At 64.3% G+C, this 22,237-nt stretch carries 28 protein-coding genes; 15 read left to right on the top strand and 13 right to left on the bottom strand.

Annotated elements, in window-relative coordinates:
• Positions 1 to 93: 93 nt before the first annotated feature.
• The 5 genes from EJP67_RS33795 to EJP67_RS09410 all read left to right on the top strand — a co-directional run bounded on the left by EJP67_RS33795 (position 94) and on the right by EJP67_RS09410 (position 4,578).
• A complete protein-coding gene (locus tag EJP67_RS33795) occupies positions 94 to 1,242 on the top strand; it encodes a hypothetical protein (protein ID WP_206169472.1) in 1,149 nt (382 codons plus the stop codon).
• Positions 1,152 to 2,462, top strand: coding sequence for a DNA cytosine methyltransferase (locus EJP67_RS09425; RefSeq protein WP_276312243.1), 1,311 nt, complete (start codon positions 1,152 to 1,154; stop codon positions 2,460 to 2,462). Before EJP67_RS33795 ends, EJP67_RS09425 begins: the two co-directional genes overlap by 91 nt.
• Before the next feature lie 313 nt (positions 2,463 to 2,775).
• On the top strand, positions 2,776 to 3,087 hold the full coding sequence (locus EJP67_RS09420; protein WP_126021452.1) for a hypothetical protein: 312 nt from the start codon (positions 2,776 to 2,778) through the stop codon (positions 3,085 to 3,087).
• Between the two features lie 106 nt (positions 3,088 to 3,193).
• Positions 3,194 to 4,132, top strand: coding sequence for an AraC family transcriptional regulator (locus EJP67_RS09415; protein ID WP_126021451.1), 939 nt, complete (start codon positions 3,194 to 3,196; stop codon positions 4,130 to 4,132).
• A gap of 155 nt (positions 4,133 to 4,287) precedes the next feature.
• Positions 4,288 to 4,578, top strand: coding sequence for a putative quinol monooxygenase (locus EJP67_RS09410; RefSeq protein WP_126021450.1), 291 nt, complete (start codon positions 4,288 to 4,290; stop codon positions 4,576 to 4,578).
• A gap of 83 nt (positions 4,579 to 4,661) precedes the next feature.
• Here the strand turns inward: EJP67_RS09410 and EJP67_RS09405 are convergent, their stop codons facing one another.
• From EJP67_RS09405 to EJP67_RS33580, 9 genes are all read right to left on the bottom strand, one after another.
• Positions 4,662 to 5,099 (bottom strand): hypothetical protein, encoded by a 438-nt coding sequence (locus EJP67_RS09405; RefSeq protein ID WP_126021449.1) that lies wholly within the window; start codon positions 5,097 to 5,099, stop codon positions 4,662 to 4,664.
• 15 nt (positions 5,100 to 5,114) lie between these two features.
• Positions 5,115 to 5,480, bottom strand: coding sequence for a hypothetical protein (locus EJP67_RS09400; protein ID WP_126021448.1), 366 nt, complete (start codon positions 5,478 to 5,480; stop codon positions 5,115 to 5,117).
• A 104-nt stretch (positions 5,481 to 5,584) separates the two neighbouring features.
• Entirely contained in the window at positions 5,585 to 5,899 is a 315-nt protein-coding gene (locus tag EJP67_RS09395; protein ID WP_126021447.1) for a hypothetical protein, read from the bottom strand.
• Positions 5,896 to 6,339, bottom strand: a complete 444-nt coding sequence (locus EJP67_RS09390; protein WP_126021446.1) for a hypothetical protein — start codon at positions 6,337 to 6,339, stop codon at positions 5,896 to 5,898. Before EJP67_RS09390 ends, EJP67_RS09395 begins: the two co-directional genes overlap by 4 nt.
• 28 nt (positions 6,340 to 6,367) lie before the next feature.
• Positions 6,368 to 6,838, bottom strand: coding sequence for a hypothetical protein (locus EJP67_RS09385; protein WP_126021445.1), 471 nt, complete (start codon positions 6,836 to 6,838; stop codon positions 6,368 to 6,370).
• A gap of 13 nt (positions 6,839 to 6,851) precedes the next feature.
• Complete coding sequence (locus tag EJP67_RS09380; protein WP_165909592.1) at positions 6,852 to 7,289, bottom strand: hypothetical protein; 438 nt, start codon at positions 7,287 to 7,289, stop codon at positions 6,852 to 6,854.
• Positions 7,286 to 7,657: a hypothetical protein gene (locus EJP67_RS09375; protein WP_126021443.1), complete on the bottom strand. Its 372-nt coding sequence runs from the start codon at positions 7,655 to 7,657 to the stop codon at positions 7,286 to 7,288. Before EJP67_RS09375 ends, EJP67_RS09380 begins: the two co-directional genes overlap by 4 nt.
• Before the next feature lie 101 nt (positions 7,658 to 7,758).
• Positions 7,759 to 8,790, bottom strand: coding sequence for a M35 family metalloendopeptidase (locus EJP67_RS09370; RefSeq protein WP_126021442.1), 1,032 nt, complete (start codon positions 8,788 to 8,790; stop codon positions 7,759 to 7,761).
• 67 nt (positions 8,791 to 8,857) lie between these two features.
• A complete protein-coding gene (locus tag EJP67_RS33580) occupies positions 8,858 to 9,004 on the bottom strand; it encodes a hypothetical protein (RefSeq protein ID WP_165909591.1) in 147 nt (48 codons plus the stop codon).
• On the opposite strand from EJP67_RS33580, the gene EJP67_RS33900 reads away from it, so the two are divergent.
• The gene (locus EJP67_RS33900; RefSeq protein WP_240650573.1) at positions 8,997 to 9,809 is read left to right on the top strand and encodes a lysozyme inhibitor LprI family protein; all 813 of its coding nucleotides are present in this window, start codon (positions 8,997 to 8,999) and stop codon (positions 9,807 to 9,809) included. The two genes, EJP67_RS33580 and EJP67_RS33900, sit on opposite strands and share 8 nt — an antisense overlap.
• 78 nt (positions 9,810 to 9,887) lie before the next feature.
• Here the strand turns inward: EJP67_RS33900 and EJP67_RS09360 are convergent, their stop codons facing one another.
• The gene (locus tag EJP67_RS09360; protein WP_126021441.1) at positions 9,888 to 10,433 is read right to left on the bottom strand and encodes a hypothetical protein; all 546 of its coding nucleotides are present in this window, start codon (positions 10,431 to 10,433) and stop codon (positions 9,888 to 9,890) included.
• Positions 10,434 to 10,876: 443 nt separating this feature from the next.
• Here EJP67_RS09360 and EJP67_RS09355 point away from each other — a divergent pair, with 443 nt between their 5' ends.
• The 3 genes from EJP67_RS09355 (at position 10,877) to EJP67_RS09345 (ending at position 12,808) form a co-directional block, all read left to right on the top strand.
• Positions 10,877 to 11,446 carry a DUF3455 domain-containing protein gene (locus tag EJP67_RS09355; RefSeq protein WP_126021440.1) on the top strand — a complete coding sequence of 190 codons (570 nt, stop codon included), beginning with the start codon at positions 10,877 to 10,879 and terminating at the stop codon, positions 11,444 to 11,446.
• Positions 11,447 to 11,543: 97 nt separating this feature from the next.
• Positions 11,544 to 12,068 (top strand): sigma-70 family RNA polymerase sigma factor, encoded by a 525-nt coding sequence (locus EJP67_RS09350; RefSeq protein WP_240650596.1) that lies wholly within the window; start codon positions 11,544 to 11,546, stop codon positions 12,066 to 12,068.
• Entirely contained in the window at positions 12,065 to 12,808 is a 744-nt protein-coding gene (locus EJP67_RS09345; protein WP_126021438.1) for an anti-sigma factor, read from the top strand. Before EJP67_RS09350 ends, EJP67_RS09345 begins: the two co-directional genes overlap by 4 nt.
• Here EJP67_RS09345 and EJP67_RS09340 read toward each other — a convergent pair.
• On the bottom strand, positions 12,795 to 13,982 hold the full coding sequence (locus EJP67_RS09340; protein ID WP_126021437.1) for an MFS transporter: 1,188 nt from the start codon (positions 13,980 to 13,982) through the stop codon (positions 12,795 to 12,797). The two genes, EJP67_RS09345 and EJP67_RS09340, sit on opposite strands and share 14 nt — an antisense overlap.
• Before the next feature lie 86 nt (positions 13,983 to 14,068).
• Here EJP67_RS09340 and EJP67_RS09335 point away from each other — a divergent pair, with 86 nt between their 5' ends.
• Complete coding sequence (locus EJP67_RS09335) at positions 14,069 to 14,698, top strand: 2-hydroxychromene-2-carboxylate isomerase (RefSeq protein WP_126021436.1); 630 nt, start codon at positions 14,069 to 14,071, stop codon at positions 14,696 to 14,698.
• Positions 14,699 to 14,710: 12 nt separating this feature from the next.
• Here EJP67_RS09335 and EJP67_RS09330 read toward each other — a convergent pair whose 3' ends face one another.
• The gene (locus EJP67_RS09330) at positions 14,711 to 16,090 is read right to left on the bottom strand and encodes a DUF4303 domain-containing protein (protein ID WP_126021435.1); all 1,380 of its coding nucleotides are present in this window, start codon (positions 16,088 to 16,090) and stop codon (positions 14,711 to 14,713) included.
• A gap of 50 nt (positions 16,091 to 16,140) precedes the next feature.
• Positions 16,141 to 17,049, bottom strand: coding sequence for a LysR family transcriptional regulator (locus tag EJP67_RS09325; protein WP_126021434.1), 909 nt, complete (start codon positions 17,047 to 17,049; stop codon positions 16,141 to 16,143).
• A 191-nt stretch (positions 17,050 to 17,240) separates the two neighbouring features.
• Here EJP67_RS09325 and EJP67_RS09320 point away from each other — a divergent pair, with 191 nt between their 5' ends.
• The 5 genes from EJP67_RS09320 (at position 17,241) to EJP67_RS09300 (ending at position 22,220) form a co-directional block, all read left to right on the top strand.
• Complete coding sequence (locus tag EJP67_RS09320) at positions 17,241 to 17,894, top strand: hydrolase (protein ID WP_126021433.1); 654 nt, start codon at positions 17,241 to 17,243, stop codon at positions 17,892 to 17,894.
• Between the two features lie 25 nt (positions 17,895 to 17,919).
• On the top strand, positions 17,920 to 18,219 hold the full coding sequence (locus EJP67_RS09315) for a DUF1427 family protein (RefSeq protein WP_126021432.1): 300 nt from the start codon (positions 17,920 to 17,922) through the stop codon (positions 18,217 to 18,219).
• Between the two features lie 104 nt (positions 18,220 to 18,323).
• Positions 18,324 to 20,216, top strand: coding sequence for an amidohydrolase (locus EJP67_RS09310; RefSeq protein ID WP_126021704.1), 1,893 nt, complete (start codon positions 18,324 to 18,326; stop codon positions 20,214 to 20,216).
• Between the two features lie 11 nt (positions 20,217 to 20,227).
• On the top strand, positions 20,228 to 20,626 hold the full coding sequence (locus tag EJP67_RS09305; protein ID WP_126021431.1) for a DoxX family protein: 399 nt from the start codon (positions 20,228 to 20,230) through the stop codon (positions 20,624 to 20,626).
• A complete protein-coding gene (locus tag EJP67_RS09300) occupies positions 20,619 to 22,220 on the top strand; it encodes an MFS transporter (protein ID WP_126021430.1) in 1,602 nt (533 codons plus the stop codon). Before EJP67_RS09305 ends, EJP67_RS09300 begins: the two co-directional genes overlap by 8 nt.
• Positions 22,221 to 22,237 lie beyond the last annotated feature (17 nt).

Here is a 22,237-nt window from a genome sequence, read left to right as displayed (position 1 = left end):
TGAGCGTGTGAAAAAATACGGCAGGCACTTACCTCTATACTGTAAATTCATCCAGTTTCTTCCTCCGAAAACTCTGCCAGTCTTACTTCGCCCATGCTTGAGTTCGATTACAAAAAGTGGGGTGTTCAACGAGCCTCAAAGGCAAAGTTGCTGAACTTCTTGATAGAGGGGCTAACTCTCGGCGGATGTGCAGTGCTTTGGGCAAGCGAGCCAGACCACGCTCCTTTCTTGATCGTCTATGAGACCGAACTCGGCGAGCGGCATGGCGTGCTTGTTTATGCGTTCCTTGCGAACTCCAAGGAGACCCTGAATCGCCCTCAGGACGAGCATCGTTTTCAGATCAAGTATGGGAGTGACCCCAAAGCCATCTTGCCTCTTGAACGCGATCCTTCGCGATTGATAACAACGATTTTTGTTGGTGTCGACTTAGAGCGAGAAGTCGTGGTGGCTGCGGACCCCGTTCTGCATGACGGGACGAAGATGTTCATCAGTCTCGAATTCAAGCGAAGTCATGTCGAAGCTGTGCAGAGGAATGCTTGGCATGCTTGGGAACGTGATAGCTCGAAGAGGGACGGCGAGCCGGTTGAAGTGCTCGTCGGCGTGACTAAGCGTAGGGTGGCAGATCTTGTGCGATTCGAACGACTCGCACTTGGACTTGACCCCGGGCATCGTCAGCTCTTGGCGGAGCAATTTCTGGGAAACCCAGTACTTCGTGCTGCTGTGACGCCTCACACGCTTGCCACTGAACTCGAACTTTCCGGTGAAGCCATTCTTGACCTAATCCAAGGAGCCCGTCGGCTAAAGATGGCGGTGAGAGGTTGGGTCGCGGAGCACCATCTGGAGCGCTTGCTCTCCAGCGTGCCGGGTGTGGAGGACTGCAAAAGGCTCGATGAAGAAGGCAAGCCAGATATCACTCTTCGGTATAGGGGAAGCGAGCCGATGCTCATTGAATGCAAGAACGCGCTGCGTACTACTACCAGTGATGGAACACCAAGGGTTGATTTCCAGAGGACTCGAGCCTCGAAGAGTGATCCGTGTTCCCGGTACTACCGCCCTGACGATTTCAATATCTTGGCTGCCTGCCTTCATTCAATCACTGAGCGATGGGAATTTCGGTTCGCGCTGACATCAAGTCTTCCTGCTCATGGGAAGTGTGTCGGTCGTATTCAGAACAACTTGAAGGTTGGTACAGGGTGGGCAATGGATCCCGTAGATGTTTTTCGAGCGGTAGCAAAACAGTGACAACTCAACTGTCAGTCCTTAGTTTATTTACCGGAGTCGGGGGCTTGGACTATGGCTTCGAAGCCGCCGGTTTCGAGACTCGAGTCGCGCTCGAGTTTGATCATCAGTGCTGCAAGAGTTTGCGTGCTAGCCGCAACTGGCCCGTCCTAGAAGCAGATCTCTTGGACACTCCAACTAAAGAGATTCTCAAGGCTGGAGGCCTCCGCGCAGGTGCCGTGGACGTTCTCATCGGAGGGCCGCCATGCCAGCCATTTTCAAAGAGCGGCTGGTGGAAGAACGGTAGTAGTCTTCGCCTGGATGACCCTCGCGCCAGTACCTTATCTGGGTACCTGCGTGTGCTGGAGGAAGTTCGGCCAAAGGCATTTCTTCTTGAGAATGTTGAGGGCCTAGGCTTTAGTGGAAAAGATGAAGGGCTGAAGCTGTTGTTGGCGGCGGTAGAGCGAATTAATGCTTCCACAAAATCAAGATACCGACCGGTAGTCATTACGCTCAACGCTGCTGACTATGGCGTTCCTCAGACTCGCACGCGTGTGTTTGTGATTGCCTCGCGGGATGGGAGACGCTTTGTGACGCCATCCCCGACTCATGCTGAAGTTGGCAACAAGGCAGCAGGGGTGGAACGATGGATGACGGCGTGGGATGCGATTGGAGGATCGGTGCCTCGAACTGATGAGGATTTGGCAATCTCAGGGAAATGGGCGGATCTTCTGCCATCAATCCCGGAGGGTATGAATTATCTCTGGCATACCGACCGCATGGGCGGTGAGCCGCTTTTTGGTTGGCGACGTCGCTACTGGAATTTCCTATTGAAACTCGCTAAGGATCGACCCGCTTGGACGATTCAGGCTCAACCAGGCCCTGCAACGGGCCCTTTTCATTGGACAAATAGGAAGCTGAGTGCTCAAGAATTGGCGCGGCTGCAGACCTTCCCGAAAGACATCGTGATTACTGGCGGCCGTACCGAGGTGCAACGTCAAATAGGTAATGCCGTACCTAGCCTTCTTGGGGAAATTCTGGCCCGTGCTATGCGAGAGCAATTCTTTGATAAGCCGGTACGCGAAACACCTCGTCTGGCTGTTCGACGTCGCCGTGGATGTCCAGTCTCAGAAGTGGTCGCACCAGTGCCCACTAAGTACTTGGCACTTGCTGGAGATCACGTGCCGCATCCCGGCACTGGGAGGGGCTTTCTCTATGCTTCGGCCCCTATGGAATTGGCGTAGTGCGGAAATTCCTGCACGCTATTTGCTCGAACCACTAGGTTATCGAGATCGCTGCTAGATATACTGCTTTGTCGTGCCAAAAGGCGCGACCGGGTTTGGAAGCCCGTCGAAGTTCTGCGACGAAAGCCGCAACACCGCACATGGTCTGCGGCTTTTCTGTTTGCGCCTCCAGTTTTGGCGGCTCGAACGGGAAGGCGCGAGCCTTGCCGGTTCTCGTCAGAGCTTCCCGGTCTTCCAACCCGTTCGAGCTGCCGCCATCGTTTGGAAGCGGTTGCGGCGGTTGTTGCAAAACCGAAGTTCTGGGAGGCCATACATGGCTGAATCTGCATCCGCGTCAGCGCAGTCGAGCGCTCGATCCACATCCTCCACCCTCGACGACCTCGCCCTACAAGCCTGCGACGACGCCGACACCCTCAACGACGTAATGCGCGCCTACGCCGCGCTCAGGAAGCTCGTCGACACCAGCGCCCTGAACGACAGCGAGGAGCTCACCCCCAGCCGCACCGAGCTGAGCGCCTTGCTCGGTGTGCTCAACGATGCGCTGACGGCGCGCATCGATACCGTCAACGGCGCCACCAGCGCAGTGCGCGAAGCGCTGCGACAGAACGTCGACAGCACTCAATAAATAGCGCCAGCCGCGCACCCCGGCAACGGGCACGCGCCGGCCGACCGGCAACGCTGCGCATCGCGCTTGTTTTCTTCTTTCTCTTCTTCTCCCCACAACAAAGCCGATGCCAGCCGCGCCCGTCGCCGACAACAAGCCCGAGGCCATTGCCAGCGCCGCCTGGGCCCGTCTGCGCGACATGGTCGCGGCGCGAACCCCTGCGGACGGCCGCATCGACGCGCTGTATCCGGGGCTGCGCTGCTACCGGTTCTCGCGTCCGGTGCGCTACGAGAAAACCCAGCGCCTCACGCCGGGCGTGGTGGTGGTCTTGCAGGGCCGCAAGACCGCGCACCTCGGTGGCGACGGTCGTTCGCTCGACTACGGCGCCACGCAGTGCCTGGTGCTCGGGGCCGAGGTCGCATGCCTCGGCACGGTCGTTGAGGCGAGCGCCGAGCATCCGTACCTCGCGATTCATCTCGACCTGCCGCCCGACATGCTGGTGAAGTCTTTTGTCGCGCTGGCAGAAAGCGGCACGCTGGCCGAGCCCGCCCGTGTGACCGAGAACTTCACGGCTGCGGTGGGGCAGGAGGTGGTTGAAGCCTTCGCCCGCCTGCTGCTGTCGGCCGACGACCCGGTCGATCGCCGCACGCTCGCGCCGCTGACGGTCGAAGAAATCGTGCTGCGGCTGCTGCGCTCCGAGGCCGCGGCCGCCATTCGCAGTGCGGGCGCTGTTACCAAGGCCGGTGCACGCATACAGACGGCCATCGCCTTCATGCGCCGCCATCTGGGCCGGCCACTGTCGGTGGCCGAGATTGCCAGCCACGTGCATATGAGCCCTTCGCACTTCGCGCACAGTTTTCGCGAGGTGGCCGGAGTCACGCCGATGCGCTGCATTCGCGACCTGCGCCTGGAAGAGGCGCGCACGCTGATGCTGGGCGAGGGGCTGCGGCCCGGCGATGCGGCTGCGAAGGTGGGGTTCGAGAGCGCGGCGCATTTCAATCGCGCGTTTCGCAGGCGCTTCGAGGCAACGCCGGCCGAGTACGTGCGGCGCGTTCAGTCGGGCTGATTGCTTGACTGACTGATTGACTCACCGACGTGGGGGCGGCTGCGTCTTTCGCAGCCATGGTCAATTTCTTCGCAGCTTCGCGCCTTGGCGCGGGGGAGGGCGCTGGCTAACCTGCCGTCTGCCTTTTTCTTCAAGCAAACGACAAAGAAATTCTCATGAACCCGATCAACGTCATCATCACTTTCGAAGCCAAGCCCGAGCGCGCATCCGCGTTCGCCGAACTCATGCAGCAGGTCAAGCAGTCGCTGCCATCGGCGGATGGGTGCCGTGGCGTGCAACTGTTCGGGCGCGCCGACAACGACTGCGTGTTCACGCTGGTCGAGTCGTGGGAGTCACGGAGCAAGCATGAGGCTCATATCGCGGGCGTGGTGGCGTCCGGTGCTTGGGACACGATGGCGGGTGAGCTGGCTGGGGCGCCTGTCAGTTGCTATTGCAATGAGCTTTGATGGGGGCGGCGGTTGCGCCGGAGACGCAGTTGGCGATGCCTTGTCCCGTGGGGTGAGGTGCTCTTGAGGCCAACGCCTCCGGCTCAATCTCTGCGCGGATCTTGCTCCGGTCTTGGCAGAGGCAGCAGCTGGCTCTCTTCCACGGATGGCCATTCTCTTGCGGCGTCTTCAACCATCCGCGCATAGGACGGGCAACCTTTCCGCGCTGTCTTCAACGTCTTGTTGTTGTACCGGCACTCAAGTACGGGCTTGCGATCTTCAGGATTGAACTGCGTCAGGGTGTAGGGGAGGCCGTTCTCGTACTTCACCGTCATGAACACCTCTCCTCGCTCACCCCAGATGGTTCGGCAGCCGGTGTAGTTCGAGGCGATGCTCCGGGGGAACATGAATATGAAGTACCCGTGGACGCTGTTGATGGCGGCGCTTTTTGGCGGGGCTGCCAGATCGCAATTTTTATCTCCAGCGTGCACCAGAGAACTGAGCGCCATCAGGCAGAAAAGCGGAAGGCGGGAGTAGCGCAAGAGAAGGGGCATAGGTTAGTCGGGCAAGCTCTGCAACTGTGTTTCGGCGACGCCTGCAAAGAAGATCCACGGACAAATATCCTGGAAGGTGCGCAATTCCTGCTTGGCCTCGTCCAGCCGGCCTTCCTCCATGAGATCGTGCGCTCGAAGGATGGTGTCACCCAGGTATCGTGACCAAGCCCTCTCGTTGGCTCTGAGTTCAAGAACGTACTGTGCAAATTCATCAGCCGAGGCCCATCGGGCACCTTGAGGGCCGGTGTCATGGAAGCTCTTCGTAAAAAACTCCGCGAAGAGCGCGCGGGTCTCGTCATTGAACTGGGCGGCAATTTCCTCTTTGGACTGCCCGGCAAATTTGTGCCACCGCTCAATCAGTTCGTGCATATCGTCCTTGCGGCTAATCGATCTTGCATGTTGATGTTCCAGATGGCTTCCGAAATTGCTCCCCGTCCTGAATACCTCGGCGGTCTGGTGCAGGTGTACGTCCGCTAAGCACCGTGGATCGCCATCATGACCCAGAAGGTCACCCACATTGCGCTCACCCCCAGCAGACACATCCCCATCAGGAAAGCAGCCAGATAGCCGATTCGCTGCCAGATCCGGGGAGCGCCCGGAACGAAGCGCCAGTAAATCCAGATCGCCCACGCAAAGAGAATCGTGGCGATGATCGGCGCGATGTTGTCAGAGATCGACTGGAACTTGCGCTGGTCCAAGGCCCCAACGGCTACGAATACAGCCGGCATCGTCAGGAACCATGCCAGCACGCTCAGGCATCCAAGCACGTTGCGCCGATGGTTGTTCACGGTGAGGCCTTTGCGTCAACGCTCGGCGTCGGGGCTTGGGCCGGACGGCAGTTCAGTAGCGTCAGTCCCTCAACGTCGGGATAGAGGTGAATTGAAGCGAAATCGTTGCTCTCGCCGAATGGGCTCTTTGGAGAGCGGTATGCCTGGGAGTGCGTCTCCACAGGAAGGTCGGCGCGCAGCAACGCGCGCAGCGCTCTCACTGTGTTGGCCGCACGCAGTTCAGCCAACGCCTTAGCCTCGCTGGGAACGGCTCCGAAAGCCCCGGTTTCTACTCCTGCGCCCGTGTACGTGGGAAAGACTGCGTAGGAACGGTTCAGCCACTCCGAGAGCTTGATGATCTGCGATCGGTCCAGATCCGCAGAGCCGCTCTCAAAGCTGATCTGAGTTGCCACGATGTAGCTGCATGCCGTTGCTTGCCCCGCAGCGAGGATGGCGGCCAAAGCCCAGAGAATTCGTCGGTGCATCGGCTTACTGCTGCTTGGGCGACGCTGCAGGTCCTTCTGACCATTTGCAGCACGAGACTGTTTTGGCGCACGCGGGTTGAACGGTTGCGTTCAGAACATCCAGACGCTCCGGGTGCCTTATCGCCTGGCTTTCGAACTCATCGATGTGCCCTTGCACTTCGACGGAGGCCGTGGTGCTCAAGGTTTTCAATAGATCGGCGATCTCGGCAAGCCGGAGGTTCGCTTTCTTCAACGAAGCGGCATCGTCCTTGATGGCGCCGGCATAGATGTCGGCACGGTAGATGCCTCCGGTCGCCCTTTTCGGGTTCTGCTGCTCGACAAACCAGTTCGTCAGCGCGACGACCTGCCGCGATTCGAGATGCGTGCTTGCGGGGGCGAACTGAACGTCTTGTTCGAGGCCGCCGAATGAGCAAGCGAGGGTCCATGTGGGCACCAGGGCGCAGGCAAGAGGGATGATGGCGTTGAGGTATTTCATGCGGCTGCGGTGCTCAACGAGGTTGCTCGATCTCGATGGAGTCGAACGTTTCTTTCACGCTGACTGCCTGCTTCAGGCTGCCGTTCCTGATCTCGCGGCCGGCCCTGTCGAAAAATTTGGTGTTGGTGTCGATGATGAGCGTGACCGGAACGTCGCCATCGGGTCCATGCCAAGTCGCCTTGAACTCGTAAGGCCCCATGCGGGCACCTCCCAGGTGCGGCATCGCTTGTTCGGAGATGCGTGTACCCGAGCCGGCATCCGTGACCTTGAGTGTCCCGAGAAGAAACTTCTCGAATGCTGGCCTGGCTTTGATCAGAGGTAGCACGTCCTGTTCGAAACTGACAGTGCCATCGGCCCGGGCCGGCGTTGTAGCTGAGAAGAGCGCGGCGAGTACGATGAGTATTAGGCTGTACCTGGACTTCCTGAAGGGCATCGCCTCTGCCCTTGTCATTGCGGAACCTGCGGTTTGTAGAGAGGGTCACCCTTCTGGCATGGGCATTCGTGCGGGCAGGCTGGAAGGAAGTCGATGTCGACGCGCTTCACCATGTCGCTTCCTTCAGGGGCCGGTATGGCGGCGACATACCCCTTGGTGGGGAGTTCGACTTCCCGCACGTCAAATTGCAAGTCTTCCTTGAGAACTCTTGCGACATTCCTGGCGCGTTTCACCCCTAGATTGCTCGCGTCGTGCTCGCCGAATGCCGCTTGCGTGGAAAGAAAAAGCGATTCGCGATTTGGATACTGCAATCGGAGCATGGCCGTCCAATTGGCAAGCTTGAGAACCTCCTTGGCCGGAACGGTTGCCGAGTTCCGCTCGAACACGACGCCGATGCTTCGGCTCGGGCTGCAAGCCCATGTGGCTGGCACAAGCAGGACGGCAAGAGATGCAAGGAGGTATCTCGGAAAGGTTTGCCGGTATCTTTTCATTTCGAAGCCTTCGAATCCACGCCGAGAATGTAAGCGGCAATGCTGTCCGCATTGACCCGAAGTGCGTCGAGATTCTGGCTGTTGACTTGCGCTCTTGATTTGGCAGTTCCGTACCAAGTGTCGTTCGAGCTGAAGGTGTCGTCGAAGTGCGTGACTTCGTGAATCAGGGTCAGGAGTCGGGAGTCGCCATCGCGGACTTTGTCCGTACCGAAGATGATTCGGTGGTCGCTCTCGAATTCGCAGAACGGCAGCGCAATCGCAATGGTGTGAGTCGCGACGTCTGGCTTGCATACCGCGGCTACGGTACCCACCCCGTTGTCCAAAACGCAGGTGAGTAGCTTGCCACCTGCCGTAAAGCGCACAAAATTCTTCGGCTCCAATCCTCGCAGTACGCGAACGCATGCAATCAAGCCTTTGTGCAGGTGTTCACGTGTGCCCTGGTCAGCAATTCCAAACCATGTCATCACGCGGGCCTGGGCTTTCTCGTCCCACCGCTCCAGTTCGGGGAGGCGTTGCTTTGCGATGTAGTCGACTGCCATGTCTCGCAACTTCATCATCAATGTGGCGAATGCCTTGTTGGTCATGTTTGGGCAGATGTTCTCTGTCTGCTCGGCCTCAGGCGGATGCGTGACACCCTCATCGACAATTTTCTTAAACGCAGCCGTCTCCAAGTCGGAGGTCGTGGACTCCATGACCCCCAGCGCTGCCAGGCTGGGCATGGTTCCGCTCGCACGCCAGTCCTCATCGTCATATTCCGCCGACTGCCGCAACACGGAAAGTAGCGGCTGCGGCTCGAGGCAGTGGCAAACCACTACATCTCCCTCCAATGCCATTTCCGATATGAACTGCGGCCGCCGTGGCCCTCCCGCCTTCGCGATGATGCCCACACTGTTGCATCCTTCGCAGTAGGCCCTCCCACCAATCAGCGCGGGCCGATGCCCGAAGAAATCGACCATCGGGCCGTCGTAGGGCAGTACCCTTCCACCAGCAGCCGGTGGATCACCGACCAAGACAACTCTGCGCATCATCCTGAAACCTCCCTTGTTGAGTCGGGGAGTTGTAGAAGGATGCGCGTGTTGACACTGTGGACGAACGTCAACCGGCTACATATTTTTCACGCTGGCTGGAGTTTTCGATTTCGAAGATGCGCTGCGAGCACTGAAGAACACCGAAGGCACAGCAAGCTATGGCGCTTTGGGAGTGAGCTATGCGGTTGAGGGCATCAATCTTTTTCTTGTTCATCGCCATGTCGCTGGCGAATACCGCCCACGCATGCTCCCGTGCATTTGCCATCGACCTCGAGTTTGCCGCGGACTCCGCGACCCTCGGGAGGTCTGAGATCTTGAAGTTGGTCAGTTGGCTCGACAAATGGCGCAGGGAGTTCCCGCAATTTGAGAGCGTCAGGGTCGATGGGATCGCTCCTGAGACCGCCGATGGAGCCAAGGCGCTTGCGCGTCGCAGAGCCTTGGAAACGGAACGTGCGCTCCGCACGCTTCTGAATAAAGAGTCGATTCATGTCGCCTCCCATCTCAGCCCGCCTTCATCGACATTCAAGGGCGGCAACTATGCTGCGATCGATCTCGTCCCCTTGCAGGTCGACCTTCCCTATTGCAGGCCGGTTCCGATCGCCTTTGAAGGTGCGGCCGCATCTCCGTCCCCGGTGAAGTACCACCCCAGCCCCGAAGAGGTGGTGGCTGCATCGGCGCATCGCTCCGGGCTGGCCGAAGACGCACTGCGTGGCCTCCTCTCCAACTGCGATGCCAGTCAATCTGCAATGAACATCTGTGCGTACCGCGATGCTGTCGAGGCGGACCTGATTCTTCAACACGCTATCGCCAACAAGGTAGAGCAGGTGCCGGCCTGCAAGGACCGGCTTGAAGCCAGGATTGCCCGCTGGGCTGCCGAGCGCGATCGAGGTTGCAAACGCAGCGCCGCCAAGGCCTATGGTGGCGGATCGCTCGAGCCGATGGTCATGTCCATGTGCGTGCAGCATGAGAACGAGCGCATGGCGAAGAAGATTGAGCACCAGCGCAGCTGCGATCGCTAAGTACTTCTGGCACCTTCACGCAGGGGCGTGCTTCAAACCGGGGGGTGTCGCCTGCAGGGCAGGTCGAATCGCCTTGAATCAACGCTCCAAACCATCCGGCCGGCCGGGATTGCATCCAGGCAGCTTCGAGGTCTTGGGGTTCGGGTAAAGCTGTATTGCCGCGAAGTCGTTGACTTCAAGGTTCGTACTCTTTCTCTCTCGGTAGCTATGCGAAAACTGCTCGGCTTCGATGGGCCCGGGAAAGAGGTCTTTCAACGCACGCGTCGTGTTTTCGGCTCGCATTCTTGCGAGCCGCATCGCGTCCTCCGGTGTTCTGCCCGGCAACTTGACAGTCGCGCCTGCTTCTACGCCGGCGCTTTCATAAACTGCAAATATCGCGTCGGCACGACTGACCCAATCCGCCAGCCGCTCGATCTGGGCTTGGTCGAGCTCGGCAGAACCATCTGCAAACGTCAAAGTGATCTGAATGATTCGCTGGCATGCAGCGACGTGGCCGCAAGCGGTGAGCAGGGTCAGTATGAGAAGCCGCTTGGCTCGGATAGAAAACTTCACCCCGGACCTGAGTTCGCGCAGCAATGCTCCCGATGAACTACGGCTGGTCAGCTCGCGATCGAGGGAAGTCATGCGGTCCCAAAGAGCTTCGTCACCGCGGTGCCGGTAGTTTGTAAAGTGGATCGTCTCTTTGACAAGGGCATTCGTGGGGACATGCAGGCAAGAATTCGATGTCCACGCCAAGAACGCCTGGCGGCCTCTCCCCTCTCAGATTCGTTACCGAGGAAGGAGCAAGTACATGAGCTCGCCGTGCGGTGCGTTCGATGCAGGCTGCGAATTTCTCGGCCCATTCAATACCCCCTGAGTTGATGACCCGGGAGGTGTACGTGGAAGAGATAGAAAACACTGTTGTCTATCGTCAATCGACTGCTCGCATTTCACGATCCGGCTCTGATTCGATGAAAGACGTGCGCCTCGAAAAAAATTTCGCACCCCCTGCATCCAAACCCGCCCCTGCCGTGTAGACCCCTCAGCAGCGAGGAGCTGCTGACCTTCTACAACCCAGGAGAAATTCCATGCACACCTCCCGTCCCGCCCGTTCGCTCGCCGTTCTCGGCGCTGTTTCCGCCGCTGCCGCGGTGCTCACCGCCTGCGGCTCGATGTCGATGACTCCCGCCTTCAACCAGTCCAGCCTGCCCCCCACCATCCAGGTGCCGGCCGGCAACAAGGTCGCGATGGAAACCGTGGGCAAGGGCGACATCACCTACGAATGCCGCGACAAGGCCAATGCCCCGGGCCAGACCGAGTGGGTGTTCGTCGGCCCCGACGCCAAGCTGCTGGACCGCAGCGGCAAGCAGGTCGGCAAGTACTACGGCCCGCCGGCCACCTGGGAGTCGAACGACGGCTCCAAGCTCACGGCCACGCAGCTGGCGGTCGCGCCCTCGGGCCCGACCAGCCTGCCATACCAGCTGGTGAAGGCCAACCCGGCCATGGGCAATGGCGCGATGACGGGCGTCACGTACATCCAGCGCGTGGCGCTGCAGGGCGGCGTGGCGCCCACGACGGTGGCCTGCACGCCGGCCAACAAGGGCCAGAAGCAGATCGTGCAGTACCAGGCCGACTACATCTTCTGGAAGGCGTCCTGATCGGGGGGCGATTCGGCGGCGGGGCCGCGGGCTCCACTACCATCGGGCCGTGCAGAACCCGCCACCCATTTCGCCCTTCGACTACGACGCTGCTCTCATGGCCTGCGCACGCGGTGACCGTCAGGCCCTGCAGCAGCTCTACCAGCGCGAGAGCCGCTACCTGCTGGGCGTGGCGCTGCGCATCGTTCGCCAGCGCCAGCAGGCCGAAGACGTGCTGCACGACGCCTTCATCAGCATCTGGCAGCGCGCGGAAACCTTCAACCCGGCGCGCGGCGAGGGCCGGGGCTGGATCTACAGCGTGGTGCGCAATGCCGCGCTGAACATGGTGCGCAGCGGCGCACGCCAGGTGGACGTGAGCGAAGACGCGGCAGAGGCCATCGACGACCAGGCCGCGCTCGCGGCCTACGCCACCTCCGCCGATCCGTTCGAGCTGCGCGCGGACCTTGGCAGGCTCGAGAGCTGCCTGGGCGGGCTGGAGCCGGCGCGGCGCGACTGCATCCTCTATGCGTATGTGGAAGGCTGCTCGCACGGCGAAATCGCCGAGCGACTGCAGACGCCGCTGGGCACGGTCAAGGCCTGGATCCAGCGCGGCATGCGCGCGCTGCGGGAGTGCATGGCATGAGCAGCGGCACCGCTTCCTCCAGCCTCGGCAACTTCGATGAAATCGACGCGCTGGCCGGCGAGTACGTGCTGGGCACGCTGTCGGCCAATGCACGCGCGGCGGTCGAAGCGCGCATGGGCGACGAGCCCGCGCTGCGAGAGGCGGTGCAGGCATGGGAGGCACGCCTGCTGCCGCTGGCTTCGCTCGCGGCGCCGGTCGATCCTTCACCCGCACTGTGGTCACGCATCGAGCGTACGCTGGGCAGCGCTGCCGCCACCGCACCGAAGGCCGGGCAGCCGGCGCGTGCATCGGGCTTCGCGAGCTGGTGGAACAACCTTCAGCTCTGGCGCGGCCTGGCTGCGGGCGGTTTTGCGGCCGCTGCGCTGATGGTGGCGGTGCTCGTCACCCGGCCGCTGCCCACGCCGCAGTACATGGTGGTGCTGGTCGCCCCGCAGGACAAGTCGCCCGGCTGGGTGATCCAGACCACGTCGTCGCGCCAGCTGAGCCTGGTGCCGCTGGGCACGATCGAGGTGCCGCCGCAGAAGACGCTGCAGTTCTGGACCAAGGCCGATCAATGGCGCGGCCCGGTGTCGCTGGGGCTGGTCAAGCAGGGCCAGACGCTGCGCATTCCCATCGACAAGCTGCCGCCGCTGGAGCCGAACCAGCTGTTCGAACTCACGCTGGAGCCCGAGAACGGCTCGCCGATCGACAGGCCGACCGGGCCGATCCAGTTCATCGGGCGCGCGGTCAAGGTGTTGTAGCGTCGGTCTTCCTGCTGGCCGCCACGGCGGCGGCGAGGCCAATGCCTCCCACCACCATGCACAGCGCAAAGATCACCCCACGCGCGTGCACCGAGTCCGCAAATGCCCCCACGAGCAGCCCCGCCAGCGGCTGCGTCAGGTTGTTCAGCAGCACGATCACCCCGGTGGTCTTGCCGTAGTCCTGCGCCGGAATGATCCGCTGCCTGTGGATGCGGATGTAGATGCTGAACATCTTGTCGAACCCGACCACGAGCAGGAAGCCGGCCGCATAGCCCCAGTGGCTGGTGCTCGCGGCGGTGAGCAGGCCGCCGCCGAAGACCAGCGCGTACGCGGTGACGCCCATGCGCTTGAGCGGGATCGATCCGCGGATGATCGCCAGCAGGATCGCGATGCTGGCCACGGCCCCGAGGGTCTGCAGCGTCGCGTAGTAGGTGGCCGAGCGCTGGTGCAGCCCGGTGACCATCGCGGCGGATGAGGCGAGGGTGGTGCCGAGCATCAGGTTCACGCCCGAGGTGAGCATGGTCAGCCGCAGCAGGCCCGGCAGCCGCAGCACGTGGCCGAGCGCGGTCGCGATGGGGCGCAGGATGTGGCCCGCCTCGCCTTGCGGTTCGTGCAGCTGCATGGGGTTGCCGCGGCGCCAGTGCGAAGTCGCGACGTCGGCCAGCAGGAAGAAACCGGCCGCCGCGCCGACCACCGCCTGCCATGGCCACAGCGCGAACAGCGCCGCGGCCACCAGCGGGCCGAGCACGGTGCCGGTCTGCTCGGCGGTCTGGGCATACGCCAGCACCTTGTCGAAGCGGTTGCCGTTGGCGATCTGCGGCAGGATCACTTCGCGCGCCATCACGCCCTGGGTGGTGAGCACGCCGCACACCGCCGAGAGGCCCACCAGCCAGCCGATGCCGCCCATGGCCTCGTTGGCCAGCACGCCGAGCACGCAGACCAGCGCGCGAAGAATCTGGCTGCCGCGCAGCAGCTTGAGCGGCGACACCCTGTCGCACAGCGCGCCGCAGATCGGGAACGACAGGAACCGCGGCAGCGTCTCCGCCGCGAAGGCATAGCCCGACCACGCCACGTCCTGCGTCACCTGGAACACGACCAGCGGCACGAGGAACAGCAGGATCTGGTCGGCGAGCCTGGAGAGGAACAGCGAGAAGAGAAAGGCCGGGAACTTCATCGCTTCGCCGCTGCCTGTGCCGACCCCAAGGGGAGAAGGGGGAGAGTTGCAGCATCGGCGGGCATGCGCTGAAGATAATCGAAGCCATGATCGCGCTCGACTGCTACTACAGCCTCTCCTCTCCCTGGGCCTACCTCGGCGGCCCGCAACTCCAGGACATCGTGCGCCGCCACCACGTGCGGCTCGCGCTCAAGCCCTACGACTTCCAGGCCGTGGTGCCGCAGACCGGCGGCATCCCGCTGAAGACCCGGCCCGAGCCGCGCCGCACGTACCATGCGCTCGAACTCGCGCGCTGGAGTGACTACCTCGGCATGCCCATGAACCTGGAGCCCGCGCACTACCCGAAGGGCGCGCCGACCGATCCGAACTGGAACAAGTACCCCGGCTGGATGGTGATCGCCGCCCAGTTGCAGGGCCTCGATGCCCAGCCGCTCTCGCACGCGCTGCTGCGCGCCCTGTGGGCCGAGGAGCGCGACACCTCCAGGGCCGAGGTGCGCATCTGCGTGGCCGACGAGAACGGCTACGACGGCGCCTCGCTGCAGGCGATGGAGCAGTCGGCCGAAGTGCTGGCGATTTACCGCGCCAACAGCGCCGAGGCGGTGGAGGCCGGCGTGTTCGGCGCGCCGACCTTCATCCTGAACGGCGAGCGCTTCTGGGGACAGGACCGGCTCGCTTTCCTCGACCGGGCACTGGACAAGCTGCGCGCTGCGGGCTGAGCGCACCCGCCTTCAGGCGCTGCCCTGATCGGCAAGGCACTGCCGGGCGGCTTCGCGCACGCGCTCGTCGGCGTCGTGCAGGCCGGCGTGCCGCACCTGCGCCTGCCACGGAAGTGCCGCACGCTTCCACGCCATGAGGCCGCGAACGGCTTGCCAGCGCACGTCGGCGTCGTCGTCGTGCGCGAGGCGATCGGCCAGCGCCGGCAGGATGCGCTCCCCGGCTTCGGCGCCCAGTCCCCGTTCGTCCAGCAGGCTGGCCGCATGCCGGCGGACTAAGGCGTGCGGGGAAGCCAGGCCGCGCAGAGCCTCGTCGAGTTCCCCGGCGCGCAGCGTGCAGTAGCTGCTGCCGGGCTTGAGCTTGTCGTGCACGACGGCGACTTCGGCCGCGGAGCCCGAGAGCAAGGTTTCCAGTTGCCGGTAGTCGAGGGCCGCGGGCGTCGGGTCGCGAAAGGACGAATACGGGGCGCAGAGCCCGCGGATGGCGACTGCCGCCCGCTCGGGCTCGCCGCGCCACTCGGCGAGCCGCCCGAAGAGCCATTCGCTGTCGCCCAGGTACGCCAGCGTCGCGGCGCACCAGGCGTGCGTGGGCTTGTCGCCGCGCGCGAGCAGCCTCTTGCGCAGCGTGTCCAGCACCTCGGGCGTCGCCAGACCGATGCGCCCGAGCATCCTGGCGGCTTCGCTGCCGAACCTGCCGCGCGGTCGGGCCAGTTGCTCGACGAGTGCCGGCACGGCGGGTGCGCCGATGTCGATCAGCCATTGCTCCGCGTCCTCGGCATCGACCGGCTTGCCATCGAAGCGGCCGAGACGCCCGACAAGCCAGGCCACCCGCTCTTCGACGGGCAGGGACGCGACGCGCATGCGCTCCCGCTGCGCGATCGCTTCCTTCGGAAAAAGGGCCTGGAACGCGGCATCGCCGATGCAGCGGCGCGCCAGGTCGAGGCCGTTCTCGTCGTCGTGCAGGAAGAGCACGAAGTCCGGCGTGAGCTGGGGCGCATCGCCCAGCGCGGCCCGGAGTTTCCGCGCGGCCGAGACGAGCATGTCGATGCATTCCCGCTCGGCGAGCAGCCAGCCTTCGCGGGTTTCGTTGCGGGTGAGCTCGCAGGCAGCGTCGGCGGCCGCATCCAGGGCCGGGCTGGAGAACTGGATCTCGTCCCAGCGCCAGTCGGCCGGGTTCCACTCGGCCGACCAGAAGTCGCCGCTGCCCTCGTCCTCGCGGGCGCTCACGCTGTTGGCGGAGAGTGCAGGCAGATAGATCGGGCCGTCGAGTTCACGGTACATGCCGCTGAAGGCGACCGCATACAACCGCTCGCCGGGGTTCTGGTTCAGCAGTTCGCGCAGTGCACGCGTGGCGTCTTCGACGATCAGCGGCTCCAGCGCTTTCCAGTGGCTCATGCGGGCGTCTTTTCTTCCTTGAATCGCGCAATCCTAAGGTCGGCCAAGTCTCAGCTCGACCGCGGCAGCAGCGCCGGTATCAGCTTGCGGTTCATCCGCTCGCGCCACCAGCGCAGCGCCTGCCCCTGCGCGCCGGTCTTCCACGCCAGCCAGAAGGCCTCGGGCGGGCGTGGCTCTTCTGTCGGCAGCTCGACCAGCGTGCCTCGCTTGAGCTCGTTCACGATGCAGGCGCGCGGCAGGAAGCCGTGGCCGAGGCCGGCGACCTGGCAGGCGATCTTCGCGGGCATCGAAGGGACGGTGATGCGCGGCTGGCCGGCCAGCAGGCCGACGGTGCGCTCCGAGAGCGTGCGCGCGCTGTCGCCCACCACGATGGCGTTGCATTCCAGCAGGTCGCCGCGTTGCAGCGGCCGGCCCAGGCGCGTGAGCGGGTGCGTGGGCGCGACGCAGAAGGCGAAGTCGAGGCTGCCCACGGTCACGGCCTGGTAGCCGCCGCCGGCCGGGCCATCGCCGGCGGCGATGACGATGTCGGCGCGGCCTTCGCGCAGCGCCTCCCAGCTGCCGGTGAGCGCCTCGCAGCCGATGCGCAGCCGCGTGCCGCAGCGCAGGTCTTCGAAGGCGCGGATGTCGTCGATGAGGGCCTGCGTGGGAATCAACGAGTCGTGCACCAGGCGGATCTCCGACTCGTAGCCGGTGGCGATCTGGCGCATGCGCGATTCGAGGTCGCTCGCGGCGCCGAGCAGCCAGCGGCCTTCCTTGAGCATTTCCTCGCCGGCGGCGGTGAGGCTCACGCGCGGGCCGTTGCGCTCGAAGAGGAGCATGCCCAACTGCTCTTCCAGCTTGCCCACGGCGTAGGAGATGGTGGAGGGCACCTTGTTGAGATGCGAGGCGGCTGCGGCAAAGGAGCCGTGGCGCGCGATGGCGTCGACGATCTCGATGGCTTCCAGGCTGAGTTTGAGCATGCGGTGGCCTGCGAGGGTGAAGAAGAAAGGGTGGAAAAGCAATGTTCGAAAAATTCGATCATTGACGATGAAAAGTTTCGTCGATGACGACCGCAATGGCCTCGATGATTCGTTCCATGCCAAGGAGATTTCTCTCCGGAAGCAATTGTGAATCAGATCGAACATTCAACCAACCCGCAGGAGTTTTTCACATGTCCATCAAAGCCACCCCCACCGCCGGTTCCAAGCTGCTGACCCCCTCCGACCACACGCTGGTGATGATCGACTTCCAGTCGCAGATGGCCTTCGCCACGCACTCGATCGACGCCGTGAACCTGCGCAACAACGCCGCGCTGGTGGCGCAGGCGGCGGCCGGCTTCGGCGTGTCGACCATCCTCACGACGGTGGCCGAGAAGAGCTTCTCGGGCCCGATGTTCAGCGAGATCACCGATGCCTTCCCGGGCCAGAAGATGCTGGACCGCACCTCGATGAACACCTGGGAAGACGCCGCCGTGATCGAGCGCGTGAACCAGATCGGCAAGCCGCGCATCGTGCTGGCGGGCCTGTGGACCAGCGTGTGCATCGTTGGCCCGGCGCTGTCGGCACTCGACCAGGGCTTCGAGGTGTACGTGATCGCCGACGCCTGCGGCGACGTGTCGGCCGAGGCGCACAACCGCGCGATGGAGCGCATGGTGCAGGCCGGCGCGCAGCCGATGACCTCGCTGCAATATCTGCTCGAGCTGCAGCGCGACTGGGCCCGCGGCGAAACCTACGAGCTGACCACCGGCATCGCGAAGAAGGTGGGCGGCGCCTACGGTATCGGCATCAACTACGCCAAGACCATGTTCGGCGCCCACGAGGGTTGATCGACGACACGAGGCCGACGAGATCATGAAGCCCTATGTCCTCTCGCTCGCGCTCGGCCTCCTGGTCGGCGTGATCTACGCACTCTTCCAGGTGCGCTCGCCGGCGCCGCCGGTCATCGCCCTGGTGGGGCTTCTGGGAATCCTGCTCGGCGAGCAGATCCCGCCGCTCATCAAGAGCGTGATCAAGCCCGAGGCGGCGGCCACCTCGTGGCTGCATCACCAGGTCAAGCCGCATGTGTTCGGCGATCTGCCGAAGTGCGTGCAACCCCAGTCACCGGTAGTGAATACCGCCGAAACTCAGTCCTCCGGCAGGCACGACGCATGAACTCATCCGCAGACCCCAGCCGCCGCCGTGTCCTCGGCTCCCTCGGAGCAATCGGCGCCACCCTCGCAGCCCCCGGCCTCGCGGTCGCCTCTCTTTCCAGCAACATGACCAACACCGAAACCCCCGACCTGATCCTGCACAACGGCCGCTTCACCACGCTGGACCGCGCCAACCCGGTGGCCGAGGCCGTAGCCATCAAGGACGGCCGCTTCACCCGCGTCGGCCGCGCCGAAGAGGTGCTGCCGCTGGCCGGCGGCGCCACCTGCGTGATCGACCTGCAGGGCAAGCGCGTGCTGCCGGGGCTGATCGACAACCACCTGCACATCATCCGCGGCGGCCTGAACTACAACATGGAGCTGCGCTGGGACGGCGTGAGGAGCCTCGCCGACGCCATGGGCATGCTCAAGCGGCAGGTGGCAGTCACGCCCGCGCCGCAGTGGGTGCGCGTGGTGGGCGGCTTCACCGAGCACCAGTTCACCGAGAAGCGCCTGCCGACCATCGAAGAGCTGAACGCCGTGGCGCCCGACACGCCGGTGTTCATCCTGCATCTGTACGACCGCGCGCTGCTCAACGGCGCCGCGCTGCGCGCCGTGGGCTACACCAAGGACACGCCCGCGCCGCCCGGCGGCGAGATCGTGCGCGACAGCGCCGGCAACCCCACCGGCCTGCTGCTGGCCAAGCCCAACGCGGCCATCCTCTACGCCACGCTGGCCAAGGGCCCGAAGCTGCCTTTCGACTATCAGCTCAACTCCACGCGCCACTTCATGCGCGAGCTCAACCGCCTGGGCGTGACCGGCGCCATCGACGCGGGCGGCGGCAACCAGAACTACCCCGACGACTACGAAGTCATCCGCAAGCTGGCCGACGACGGCCAGCTCACCATCCGCCTGGCCTACAACCTGTTCACGCAGAAGCCCAAGCAGGAGAAGGACGACTTCCTGAACTGGACCGCCAACTCCAGATACAAGCAGGGCGACGACTACTTCCGCCACAACGGCGCGGGCGAGATGCTGGTGTTCTCGGCCGCCGACTTCGAGGACTTCCGCCAGCCGCGTCCCGAGATGGCGCCCGAGATGGAAGGCGACCTCGAAGGCGTGGTGCGCATCCTGGCGCAGAACCGCTGGCCCTGGCGCATGCATGCCACCTACGACGAAACCATCAGCCGCTCGCTCGACGTGTTCGAGAAGGTCAACAAGGACACCCCGCTGGCCGGCCTGAACTGGTTCTTCGACCATGCCGAGACCATTTCCGAGAAGTCGATGGACCGCATTGCTGCGCTCGGCGGCGGCGTGGCCGTGCAGCACCGCATGGCCTACCAGGGCGAATACTTCGTCGAGCGCTACGGCGCCGCCGCAGCCGAGGCCACGCCGCCGGTCAAGCGCATGCTGGAGCGCGGCCTGAAGGTCTCGGCCGGCACCGACGCGACGCGGGTGGCTTCGTACAACCCGTGGGTGTCGCTGTCCTGGCTGGTCACGGGCAAGACGGTGGGCGGCCTGCAGATCACGCCGCAGCGCAACCTGCTCGACCGCGAACAGGCGCTGCGCATGTGGACCGAGAACGTCACCTGGTTCTCGAACGAGGAGGGCAAGAAGGGCCGCATCCAGGCCGGCCAACTCGCCGACCTGGTGGTGCCCGACCGCGACTTCTTCGCCTGCCCCGAATCGGACATCGCCGACACCACCGCGCTGCTGACCATGGTGGGCGGCAAAGTGGTCTGGGGCGCCGGCCCCTTCGCGTCGCACGACGAGGGCTCGGTGCCGCCCGCCATGCCCGACTGGTCGCCCGCGCGCACCTTCGGCGGCTATGCCGGCTGGGCCGACAAGAAGGAGGGCGCGCCGCTGCAGAAAGTAATGCGCAACGCCGCGATGTCCTGCGCCTGCGCCAACAACTGCAACGTGCACGGCCACAGCCACGCCACGGCCTGGAGCAGCAAGCTGCCCGTTGGCGACCTGAAGAGCTTCTGGGGCGCGCTCGGCTGCGCCTGCTGGGCGGTGTGAGGAAGATGACGATGCGCTGGACAACCGCACCCCTGCTGCGCTGGATCGCCTTGCTGCTGCTGTGCGCCGCCTACCTGCAGGGCGGCCTGAACAAGGCGATGGACTTCGACGCGGCCCTGGCCGAAATGAACCACTTCGGCCTGTCGCCCGCGGGGCCGCTGGCCCTGGCGGTGATCGTGCTGGAGCTGGGCGCCTCGGCGCTCATCCTCACCGGCCGGCTGCGCTGGCTCGGCGCGCTGGCGCTCGGCGGATTCACGCTGATGGCGACCTTCGTGGCGCTGCGCTTCTGGCAGATGCCGGTGGGGCAGGAGCGCTTCATGGCGGCAAACTCCTTCTTCGAGCATCTGGGCCTGGTCGGCGGCTTCCTGCTCGTCGCCTGGCACGACCTGAAGGAGCGTGCACATGTCTGAAACCTCGCAAGGCACGACCGCGCCCGCGGCGCAATCCGGCGCTTTCGCGCCGCTGCGCCAGCCGGTCTTCGCGGTGCTCTGGGCCGCCACGGTGCTCGGCAACATCGGCAGCTTCATGCGCGACGTGGCCAGCTCGTGGCTGGTGACCGACCTGTCGGCCAGCCCGACGGCGGTGGCGCTGATTCAGACGGCGGCGACGCTGCCGGTCTTCCTGCTGGCGATTCCGGCGGGGGTGCTGTCGGACATCCTCGACCGGCGGCGCTTTCTGATCTTCGTGCAACTGGTGCTCGCCGCGGTCAGCGGCACGCTGCTGGTGCTCTCGCACATCGGCGCGCTCACCGTGCAATACCTGATCGCGCTGACCTTCGTGGGCGGTATCGGCGCGGCGTTGATGGGGCCGACCTGGCAGTCGATCGTGCCCGAGCTGGTGCCGCGTTCCGACCTGAAGGGCGCCGTGGCGCTGAACTCGCTGGGCATCAACATCGCGCGTTCCATCGGGCCGGCGGCGGGCGGGCTCATCCTCGCGAGCTTCGGCGCGGCCGCCACCTACGGCGTGGACGTGCTGAGCTACGTCTTCGTGATCGCGGCGCTGCTGTGGTGGAAGCGCCCGCCGGCGGAAGACACGGCGCTCTCGGAGAACTTCCTCGGTGCCTTCCGCGCCGGCCTGCGCTACACCCGCGCCAGCAAGGAGCTGCACGTGGTGCTGCTGCGCGCGGCGGTGTTCTTCCTGTTCGCGAGCTCAGTGTGGGCGCTGCTGCCGCTGGTGGCGCGGCAGATGCTGGGCGGCTCGGCCGGCTTCTACGGCGTGCTGCTCGGCTCGGTGGGTGCCGGCGCCATCGGCGGCGCGCTGGTGATGCCCCGGCTGCGCGCCCGGCTCGACGCCGACGGCATGATGCTGCTGGCCTCGCTGCTCACCGCCGCGGTGATGGGCGCCCTGGTCTTCGCGCCGCCCAAGTGGCTGGCGGTGGCGCTGCTGCTGGTGCTGGGCCTGGGCTGGATCGTGGCGCTGACCACGCTCAACAGCGTGGCCCAGTCGATCCTGCCGAACTGGGTGCGCGGTCGCGGCCTGGCCGTGTACCTGACGGTGTTCAACGGCGCGATGGCCGCCGGCAGCCTTGGCTGGGGCCTGGTGGCGCAGCAGATCGGGGTGCCGATGACGCTGGTGGCCGGCGCCGTCGGGCTGGTGGTGGCGGGCCTCGTCTTCCATCGCGTGCGGCTGCCGGCCGGCGAGGCCGACCTGCAGGCCTCGCACCACTGGCCAGAGCCGCTGCTGGCCGAGCCGGTGGCGCACGACCGCGGGCCGGTGATGATCCAGGTCGAGTACCGCATCCGCAAGGAGGACCGCGAGCCTTTCCTGCAGGCGATGAAGCGCCTGTCGCTCGAACGCCGCCGCGACGGCGCCTATGCCTGGGGCGTGCACGAGCACACGGCCGACCCGGAGCGGGTGATGGAGTGGTTCCTGGTCGAGTCCTGGGCGGAGCACCTGCGCCAGCACCATCGCGTGTCGCATGCCGACGCGGACCTGCAGAGCGAGGCGCTGCGCTTCCATATCGGGCCCGGCAGGCCGGAGGTGCACCACTTCCTGGCGCTGTAGGGCTGGAAGCGGCCGGG

This window comes from Variovorax guangxiensis (assembly GCF_003952165.1).
Lineage (GTDB): Bacteria > Pseudomonadota > Gammaproteobacteria > Burkholderiales > Burkholderiaceae_C > Variovorax > Variovorax guangxiensis.
This window is presented reverse-complemented; position numbering and strand designations above follow the sequence as displayed.

Excerpts from the sequence above, each read along its gene's own strand:
- EJP67_RS33795 (WP_206169472.1), top strand. The coding sequence starts at position 94 with ATGCTTGAGTTCGATTACAAAAAGTGGGGTGTTCAACGAGCCTCAAAG.
- EJP67_RS09420 (WP_126021452.1), top strand. The coding sequence starts at position 2,776 with ATGGCTGAATCTGCATCCGCGTCAGCGCAGTCGAGCGCTCGATCCACA.
- EJP67_RS09415 (WP_126021451.1), top strand. The coding sequence starts at position 3,194 with ATGCCAGCCGCGCCCGTCGCCGACAACAAGCCCGAGGCCATTGCCAGC.
- EJP67_RS09410 (WP_126021450.1), top strand. The coding sequence starts at position 4,288 with ATGAACCCGATCAACGTCATCATCACTTTCGAAGCCAAGCCCGAGCGC.
- EJP67_RS09400 (WP_126021448.1), bottom strand. The coding sequence starts at position 5,480 with ATGCACGAACTGATTGAGCGGTGGCACAAATTTGCCGGGCAGTCCAAA.
- EJP67_RS09385 (WP_126021445.1), bottom strand. The coding sequence starts at position 6,838 with ATGAAATACCTCAACGCCATCATCCCTCTTGCCTGCGCCCTGGTGCCC.
- EJP67_RS09380 (WP_165909592.1), bottom strand. The coding sequence starts at position 7,289 with ATGACAAGGGCAGAGGCGATGCCCTTCAGGAAGTCCAGGTACAGCCTA.
- EJP67_RS09370 (WP_126021442.1), bottom strand. The coding sequence starts at position 8,790 with ATGATGCGCAGAGTTGTCTTGGTCGGTGATCCACCGGCTGCTGGTGGA.
- EJP67_RS33580 (WP_165909591.1), bottom strand. The coding sequence starts at position 9,004 with ATGAACAAGAAAAAGATTGATGCCCTCAACCGCATAGCTCACTCCCAA.
- EJP67_RS09360 (WP_126021441.1), bottom strand. The coding sequence starts at position 10,433 with ATGACTTCCCTCGATCGCGAGCTGACCAGCCGTAGTTCATCGGGAGCA.
- EJP67_RS09355 (WP_126021440.1), top strand. The coding sequence starts at position 10,877 with ATGCACACCTCCCGTCCCGCCCGTTCGCTCGCCGTTCTCGGCGCTGTT.
- EJP67_RS09350 (WP_240650596.1), top strand. The coding sequence starts at position 11,544 with ATGGCCTGCGCACGCGGTGACCGTCAGGCCCTGCAGCAGCTCTACCAG.
- EJP67_RS09345 (WP_126021438.1), top strand. The coding sequence starts at position 12,065 with ATGAGCAGCGGCACCGCTTCCTCCAGCCTCGGCAACTTCGATGAAATC.
- EJP67_RS09340 (WP_126021437.1), bottom strand. The coding sequence starts at position 13,982 with ATGAAGTTCCCGGCCTTTCTCTTCTCGCTGTTCCTCTCCAGGCTCGCC.
- EJP67_RS09335 (WP_126021436.1), top strand. The coding sequence starts at position 14,069 with ATGATCGCGCTCGACTGCTACTACAGCCTCTCCTCTCCCTGGGCCTAC.
- EJP67_RS09330 (WP_126021435.1), bottom strand. The coding sequence starts at position 16,090 with ATGAGCCACTGGAAAGCGCTGGAGCCGCTGATCGTCGAAGACGCCACG.
- EJP67_RS09325 (WP_126021434.1), bottom strand. The coding sequence starts at position 17,049 with ATGCTCAAACTCAGCCTGGAAGCCATCGAGATCGTCGACGCCATCGCG.
- EJP67_RS09320 (WP_126021433.1), top strand. The coding sequence starts at position 17,241 with ATGTCCATCAAAGCCACCCCCACCGCCGGTTCCAAGCTGCTGACCCCC.
- EJP67_RS09315 (WP_126021432.1), top strand. The coding sequence starts at position 17,920 with ATGAAGCCCTATGTCCTCTCGCTCGCGCTCGGCCTCCTGGTCGGCGTG.
- EJP67_RS09310 (WP_126021704.1), top strand. The coding sequence starts at position 18,324 with ATGACCAACACCGAAACCCCCGACCTGATCCTGCACAACGGCCGCTTC.
- EJP67_RS09305 (WP_126021431.1), top strand. The coding sequence starts at position 20,228 with ATGCGCTGGACAACCGCACCCCTGCTGCGCTGGATCGCCTTGCTGCTG.
- EJP67_RS09300 (WP_126021430.1), top strand. The coding sequence starts at position 20,619 with ATGTCTGAAACCTCGCAAGGCACGACCGCGCCCGCGGCGCAATCCGGC.